Source organism: Dysgonomonas sp. Shenzhen-Wh21, assembly GCF_043392705.1.
In the GTDB taxonomy this organism is placed as follows: Bacteria; Bacteroidota; Bacteroidia; order Bacteroidales; family Dysgonomonadaceae; genus Dysgonomonas.
This window is the reverse complement of sequence record NZ_JAIXHZ010000094.1, coordinates 1-8,212: the sequence shown is the minus strand read 5'-3', so window position 1 is coordinate 8,212 and position 8,212 is coordinate 1. Positions and strand designations below refer to the sequence as shown.

General features: G+C 38.0%; 5 protein-coding genes. 4 read left to right on the top strand and 1 reads right to left on the bottom strand.

Features of this window, described 5'->3' with window-relative positions:
- The 3 genes from LDB17_RS06395 to LDB17_RS06385 all read left to right on the top strand — a co-directional run.
- Window positions 1-770 (top strand): efflux RND transporter periplasmic adaptor subunit (locus LDB17_RS06395; RefSeq protein ID WP_393924941.1); only part of this gene is annotated, 770 nt, incomplete at its 5' end.
- A 17-nt stretch (window positions 771-787) separates the two neighbouring features.
- A complete protein-coding gene (locus tag LDB17_RS06390; RefSeq protein WP_252636627.1) occupies window positions 788-3,886 on the top strand; it encodes an efflux RND transporter permease subunit in 3,099 nt (1,032 codons plus the stop codon).
- 17 nt (window positions 3,887-3,903) lie between these two features.
- Window positions 3,904-5,076, top strand: a complete 1,173-nt coding sequence (locus LDB17_RS06385) for a TolC family protein (RefSeq protein ID WP_252636626.1) — start codon at window positions 3,904-3,906, stop codon at window positions 5,074-5,076.
- An 83-nt stretch (window positions 5,077-5,159) separates the two neighbouring features.
- On the opposite strand, the gene LDB17_RS06380 is transcribed toward LDB17_RS06385, so the two are convergent.
- The gene (locus LDB17_RS06380; RefSeq protein WP_252636625.1) at window positions 5,160-5,987 is read right to left on the bottom strand and encodes an ROK family protein; all 828 of its coding nucleotides are present in this window, start codon (window positions 5,985-5,987) and stop codon (window positions 5,160-5,162) included.
- Window positions 5,988-6,151: 164 nt separating this feature from the next.
- Between LDB17_RS06380 and LDB17_RS06375 the strand changes: the two genes are divergently transcribed.
- A complete protein-coding gene (locus tag LDB17_RS06375) occupies window positions 6,152-8,167 on the top strand; it encodes a hypothetical protein (RefSeq protein ID WP_393924940.1) in 2,016 nt (671 codons plus the stop codon).
- Window positions 8,168-8,212 lie beyond the last annotated feature (45 nt).

Genomic DNA, 8,212 nt, shown 5'->3' with positions numbered 1-8,212 from the left:
ACCCTGTAGCAAAAGCGAAGTCCGCATACGAGATTGCTAAGAAGGAATATCAGAGAGCTGAATCTTTGATCGGAAATAAGCTTATTGCCGAAAAAGAATATAACGAGATCAAGCTGAACTACGAAAATGCTAAGGTTGCTTATCATGCTATTGGGCAGAAAACTACAGCTAAGGGCGTGGGAATCTCAACACCAATAACTGGATTTATAAAGACTAAATTGGTTAATGAAGGTCAATACGTGGAAGTAGGGCAAGCTTTAATGACCGTTACGCAAAATAGAAGATTGCAACTAAGAGCTGACGTTTCGGAACGTTATTTTAAAGATTTAGGAGCTGTAATATCCGCCAATTTCAAAACGCCTTACGATAAGACGGTTTATACCCTTTCCGCTTTGAACGGAAGGCTGGTATCGTACGGAAAGTCTTCTTCTAGTCAAGAATATTATGTTCCGGTCAATTTTGAATTTGATAATATCGGTCAAATAATTTCCGGCTCTTATGTTGAGGTTTATCTCTTAGGACAACAGCGTAGCAATGTTATTTCTATACCTGTATCTTCTTTAATCGAAGAACAAGGCCTGTATTTCGTTTATTTGCAATCTCACGATGATGCTTATAGCAAGCAGGAAGTTACTTTGGGTGCAAATGATGGCAATCATGTCGAAATCTTGTCAGGTCTGAAGAAGGGAGATAAAGTAGTAAGTAAAGGAGCATATCATGTCAAGTTAGCTTCTACATCATCAGCAATCCCTCATGCTCATGAACATTAAATTGAGGAGGAATAGATATGCTGAATAAAATAATACAATTTTCGTTGAACAATCGGCTGATTGTTCTTATCGGTGCTGTACTCCTATTGCTTGGCGGGCTTTATACTGCTAAGAATATGGAGATAGATGTATTTCCTGATCTCAATGCCCCTACTGTAGTGATAATGACAGAGGCGAATGGGATGGCTTCGGAAGAGGTGGAACGCTTGGTCTCTTTTCCTATCGAAACAGCAGTGAATGGTGCTACAGATGTGCGGCGGGTACGCTCCTCATCTACTACAGGTTTCTCTGTTGTATGGGTCGAGTTCGATTGGGGTACAGATATTTATAAAGCTCGGCAGATAGTAACCGAAAAACTGGCTACTCTGGGTGATGCTTTACCCGAGAATATCGGACAACCGACATTGGGACCACAATCTTCGATACTGGGAGAGGTGATGATTATCGGCCTTACTGCTGACTCTACATCTTTATTAGACCTTCGCACTATTGCCGATTGGACGATACGCCCACGCTTACTATCTACAGGTGGTGTGGCTCAGGTGACAGTTATAGGTGGAGATATCAAAGAATATCAGATATTACTCGATCCGGGGCGTATGAAACATTACGGTGTTACGCTGGATGAAGTGTTGCAAGTGACGCGTAATATGAATCAGAATGCATCGGGAGGTGTATTGTATGAGTACGGGAATGAATATATAGTAAGAGGTGTTCTGCAAAGTGCCGATGTAAAAGAAATAGGCAAAGCTGTTATAAAGAAAGTAGGAGAAAGTCCTATTCTGATCAGCGATGTTGCAGATGTAAAGATAGGAGCAAAAACACCTAAATTAGGTGTCGCTTCCGAAAAAACAAAATCTGCCGTATTGCTGACTATAACCAAGCAACCCAATACAAATACTATCGAGCTGAGTGAAAAGCTGGATGCTTCTATCGCTGACTTGCAAAAGGGACTTCCTGCGGATGTGAAAATATCAACAGATATTTTCCGTCAGGAACGTTTTATTAATAACTCTATTAATAATGTGCAGAAGTCGCTTTATGAAGGTTCTATTTTTGTAGTCATCGTGCTGTTCTTGTTTTTGATGAATGGTCGTACCACTTTCATTTCTTTAATGGCTTTACCACTTTCTTTACTGACATCTATTCTTGCTCTCAAGCTGATGGGCTTAACGATCAATACAATGAGCTTGGGAGGGATGGCTATTGCTATCGGTTCGCTGGTAGACGATGCTATCATAGATGTTGAAAATGTATTTAAGCACTTGAGAGAGAATCGGAAAAAGCCAAAAGAGGAACAACAAAGTGTGCTTACTATTGTATTCGAAGCATCAAAGGAAGTCCGTATGCCGATTTTGAATTCAACATTGATTATTGTCGCAAGTTTTACTCCTTTATTTTTCCTTAGCGGTATGGAAGGGCGTATGCTTGTTCCTCTGGGTATAGCTTTTATCGTTGCTCTTTTCGCATCTACAATTATAGCTCTTACAGTAACTCCTGTTTTGTGTAGTTATTTGCTCGCAAATAATAAGAAAGATAAGGGAGAAAAAGAATCTGTATTTGTAGTAAGGCTTAAAGCTATCTATGAAAAAAGCTTACATTGGGCATTAGAGAAACAAAAGATAGTATTGGGAATAACAGGTTTGTTGTTGATTTCGGCTATTGCTATCTCTTTCACGTTTGGGCGCAATTTTTTACCGCCATTTAATGAAGGGTCTTTTACTGTAACAGTAAACACCTTACCAGGGATATCATTGGAGGAATCTGATAAGGTAGCTGCAATGGCGGAAGAGGCTATTCTTAGCGTTCCTGAAATACAAACCGTAGGACGTAAAACCGGGCGTGCCGAATTGGATGAGCATTCTTTTGGCGTAAATAGTTCTGAGATTGAAGCACCTTTTATCTTGAAAGACCGTCCTCAGAAGGAAGTATTGGCGGAGCTTAGGGATAAGCTGAATACCATACCGGGAATTAGTGTGGAAATAGGTCAACCGATATCGCATCGTATCGATCATATGCTTTCGGGCACCAAAGCCAATATTGCCATAAAGATTTTTGGGACAGATCTGAATAAATTATTCTCTCTCGGAAATGAGATCAAGTCGAAGATAGAGGGCATAGACGGTGTTGCCGACTTGAATGTAGAGCAGCAGGTAGAACGTCCCCAATTAAAGATTGTCCCTAAGCGCGAACTGTTGGCAAAATATGGTATCACTTTACCCGAATTTACTGAGTTTGTAACTACAATGCTTTCGGGTGAAGTTGTTTCTCAGGTTTATGATGCAGGAAAAAGTTTTGACTTGACGCTAAAAGTAGATGAGAACTATAAAGACCAAGCCGAGAAGATCAGAAATCTGATGATAGATGCTAACGGCCTCAAAGTCCCATTTGCTTATATTGCAGATATATCATCCTCTACGGGCCCTAATACAATCAATAGGGAGAATGCTCAACGTAAGATTGTCGTGTCGGCAAACGTTGCCGGACGAGATTTGCGAAGCGTCGTAAATGAAATTCAGGATAATTTGGATAATAATATTCAGTTGCCTGAAGGATATCATATTGAATATGGAGGACAGTTTGAAAGTGAACAGGCGGCATCGCAGATATTGCTGATCGCTTCTGTTTTTGCGATTCTTATTATCTTTCTATTGCTTTTTAATCAGTTTAGAAGTGTTACACAATCGGCTGTAATTCTTCTTAATCTTCCTCTGGCTCTTATTGGTGGAGTGTATGCTATTCTGTTTACATCCGGAGAGATCAGTATTCCGGCCATTATCGGATTTATATCCTTGTTTGGTATTGCTACGCGAAACGGAATTTTGCTGATGGCTCATTACAACGATTTGGGAAACAAAGGATATTCTGTGAATAAGAGTATATTGCAAGGATCGCTTGATCGTTTGAATCCTATTTTGATGACGGCTTTGTCTTCGGGACTGGCTTTGATACCTCTTGCTGTACAAGGAAGTTTGCCTGGTAATGAAATTCAGAGCCCTATGGCTAAGGTTATTTTGGGCGGACTGCTAACTTCCACCATGTTGAATATGTACATTGTGCCAATAATATACAGGATGTTGAAAAATAGAAAGACTGTAAAAGAAGAAATTGTTTAATAAAAGAGTGATAATGTATGAAACCAATAATATATATTCTTTTGTCGGTGTTAGCTCTCAGTGCACAGGCGCAAGTCTCGTTCGATAATGTATTGAAAGAGATAGAAATGAATAATACAACACTGAAAGCGTATCGCGAGAAAGCTAATGCAGATAAAATAGGGAACAAAACAGGCATAAACATGGCCAATCCCGAAGTGGAATTCGGTTATCTGTGGGGAAGTCCCTCCGGAGAAGGTAACCGTGTAGACCTTAATGTAACCCAGTCGTTTGATTTTCCTACAGCATATCGCTATAAGACACAATTGTCTGATGGAAAAAACCAACAGGTAGATATGATCTATGATCAACAGAAAGTGGAGATCTTGCAACAGGCTCGCTTAATCTGTGTAGAACTGGTTTATCAAACGAAGATGAACAAGATACTATCGGATCGACTGAAACAAGCCAGAGAACTGTCTGATGCATATCAGAAGAGTTTTGATCAGGGAAATATCGATGTTTTGGAGCGTAATAAAACGAAGTTGAACTTACTAAATGCTGAAAAAGCTTTGCAGATCAATGAAGTTGATTTGAATTTATCCAAATCTGAGTTGCAGCGATTGAACGGAGGTTTGGATGTTGGAGAATTTAATCGTTATTCAGATTTTACCTTTCCTCTGAACTTTATAGAATGGTTTGCAATAGTAAAGGCTAATAATCCTTCATTACGTGTAGCCGAACAAGATGTTGCGCTGAGCAGGAAGCAGGAACAGCTTACAAGGGCTTTGAATCTGCCTAAGATAACAGCAGGCTATGCCAGCGAAAGAGTATCGGGCACAACATTTCAGGGTGTTTCGGTTGGCGTATCCATTCCTTTGTGGGAAGGGAAAAATACAGTGAAGCATCAGAAAGCCCAAACGGTAGCATTGCAGATGCAGCATGAGGACTCTGAGTTACAATTCAGGAATACCTTGAAGAATCAGTATGATAAAGCAAAGAAATTATCACTGTTGTTAAAAGAGTATGAACAAGCTTTGAGTGTTACCAGTAGTCAGGATTTGCTTAAAGTAGCATTGGATAAGGGGCAATTATCCCTTATTAATTATCTATTAGAGTTGTCGGTGTATTATGAAACAGTGGATAAATATCTAGAGACAGAACGAGATTATCAGCTAGCTGTAGCCGAGTTACAGCAGTGGGAGAGATAAGATATTATTCTTATTGTTTTTTGACGGAGTGAAGAATCTATAATTTATGATTCTTCACTTCGTTCTGTATAATGGCTATTAATTTAGCTTAGGGTTGATGCTCCCAGTATAGCAACATCGTCTACTTTAGATGTATATATCTTCAGATTCTTTACTGTTTCGGGATAAGGAAAGCTATCAAGGCTATCCATCATGGCAGGAGCAAAATATTCGTAAGCGTTGGCTATACTTCCCCCTAAAATAATCACTCGAGGGTCGTAAGCAAAAAGAATTACTTTCATCAGGTCGCCTACATGGTGTCCAAACTGATTCCATAGAATGATGGAGTCAACATCTTCATTGGCTTTAGCCTTTTCAAAAGCGTCCTTACCAGTGATACCATGTACACGAGTGAAATAAGAACTACTGCAATAAGATTCATAATCATACTCCAGATAAGGAATACATCCGACTTCGCCGGCTCCTGTATTTCCTCCATTGTATAGTTTGCCATCGATAATAATCCCTGAGCCTACACCTGTTCCTAAAGCAACGGCGACTAAATCTTTCGATCCGGCTCCTTCTCCAAAATGATACTCACCAAGAGCAAAACAATTACAGTCATTATTTACGAAGACAGGGATATTAAATTCTTTTTCCAATATTTCTTTTAGATATACTTCTTTCCACGAGGGGATATTCATCACATTATATACGATACCTTTTTGTGCATCAACTACAGACGGTACGCCTATGCCTATACTTTCTATTTCAGGCGATATGATTTGATGAAGCATGTCTGTTAATTGTTTTATAACGACGTCTTCAGGCTGGTCTGCTTTGCATCGTTCCGATATTTTTTTTACAATGACACCATTATTAACAACACCCATTCTAACATTGGTTCCTCCTAGGTCTATCCCGATTTTCATGATTTTCTGATATTAATTTTTTATTGCATACAAATATAACTTATGAACTTCTAAAGGCAAAACGATTGAAGACATTATATTGACATCCATCTGAAAACAAAATCCATAAAAAAGTAGTATTTTTGATGTCTTAAATAAGAAAGCTCTTTGTAAATTCAACCTGAATGAATAATTTAATGAAATATATCTTTTTATTATTCCTAACCTTCCTTCCTTTCATTTCAATTTCGGCAAATAAACCACATGTTATCAACCTCTCCAAGAACATGTATAGAGCCGATAATAAAAACTGGTCGATAGCGCAAGACGAAAAAGGAATAATGTATTTTGGTAACGACATAGGCTTGTTGGAGTTCGACGGTGTCGAATGGAAGCTAAACCGTATACCTAATTCTCTAATAGCACGTTCGGTAGCAGTTCTTTCGCATCAAACGATTTTTACGGGCAGTTATGAGGAGTTTGGTCGATGGGATAGGGATATCTCAGGGAAATTAGTCTACAATTCTTTAAGTGATCAACTGGATAAAGCTCTTTTTAAAAATGATGATTTCTGGAAGATCTGGATTGCGGAAGATTGTGTTTATTTCCAATCTTTTTCGTCCATCTATATGTACGACTATAAAACGGTGAAGCATGTACCTTTTAATGGAGGCTTCTTATTATTATCTAAGGTAAGAAATGAATTCTTGGTGCAACAGATGTTTGGAGCATTGTATCGCCTAAAAGGAACTACATTAACAAAGATAGAAGGAAGTGAAATCTTTACGAATAACGATGTTAGAGTTATATTGCCATATTCGACTGATAAATATCTTATAGGTACATCTACAAAAGGGATGTATATTTATGATGGAAAGACCTTTAAACAATGGAATTCTGCAATATCTTCTACCTTAAGCTCAGCTGAGCTTAATTGTGGTATACTCTCATCGAAGGGTGTTTATTTTTTCGGAACTATATTAGATGGTATTTATCAGGTTGACGAATATGGTAATATATTGGATCATCTATCTACTATAAATACCCTCCAGAATAATACGGTGCTGTCCCTCTATGAAGATAATATAGGCAATGTCTGGGCTGCTCTGGATAAAGGCATCTCTTATATACAGCATATAGAGAATATGGACTGCTATATAGATAAAGGAGGGAAAACCGGTGCTGTATACGGTGGCGCTCTGTGGAATGATAAATTGTTTGTTGCTACCAATCAGGGTGTGTTTTATATAGCTGCTGAAGATCTGAGAAAGCCGGAAGCTTTGGCTAATATGAAACTGATAAATGGGACACAAGGACAAGTCTGGACATTAAAAGTTGTCAATGGAAAGCTATACTGTTGTCATAATAAGGGTCTAAAATTAATAAATAGTAACCTTTCAGTTTCAGATGTATTTGATATACATACGGGTGTCTACAACATCATGCAAGCAAAATATAAAGAGAAAGACTTACTTTTTCTATCCACCTATCAGTCTCTAAAAATTGTAGATCCCGCTACAAATAAGGTTTATGTGCCGAAGCAGATATCAGAGCCAATAATTAATGCGGATATTGATCATATCGGTAATATTTGGTTAGAACATGCTAATAGAGGTATCTATAGATGTAAACTCGGAGACGATCTCTCGGGTTTTGAAACATTCTCATATTACGGCGGAAGTAATAAAGATGGATTCCCATACAAAATGAAAATGTTTAAGGTAGGGGGACGTGTTGTTTTGCTTGGAAATAATGAGTTTTATACTTACGATGATATTTCAAATAAAATAGTTTCAAATACAATACTGAATGATTGCTTTAAAAATGTAAAGAACCTAAAGCAAATTGTACATATTCGTGGAAATCTATTCTGGGCACTTACAGATGCTTCGATTTATAAATTCTCATATGATGGCTATGAGGCATCTATTCTCGAAAGCTACAACTTAGGGATGAACTTATCATTGGTAAACGCATACGAAAATGTTTCTATCCTGAATGATTCATTGAGTCTTGTCTGCTTGGACAATGGGTTTATGATATACAATAAAGAACATGTTGTAAAAAAAGACCTTCAAAATAAATTACCTCTTCCATATTTAAGGATGTTGGGAACAACAAATGGTTATGGTGATTACGAATATAAGAATCTTGCTCAATTAGCTAAGATATCATTATCTACCCCCTGCAACATATACTGAAATGAGAAATTAGATGAAAATGCATTTTCTGCCGAAAAGCCAAAG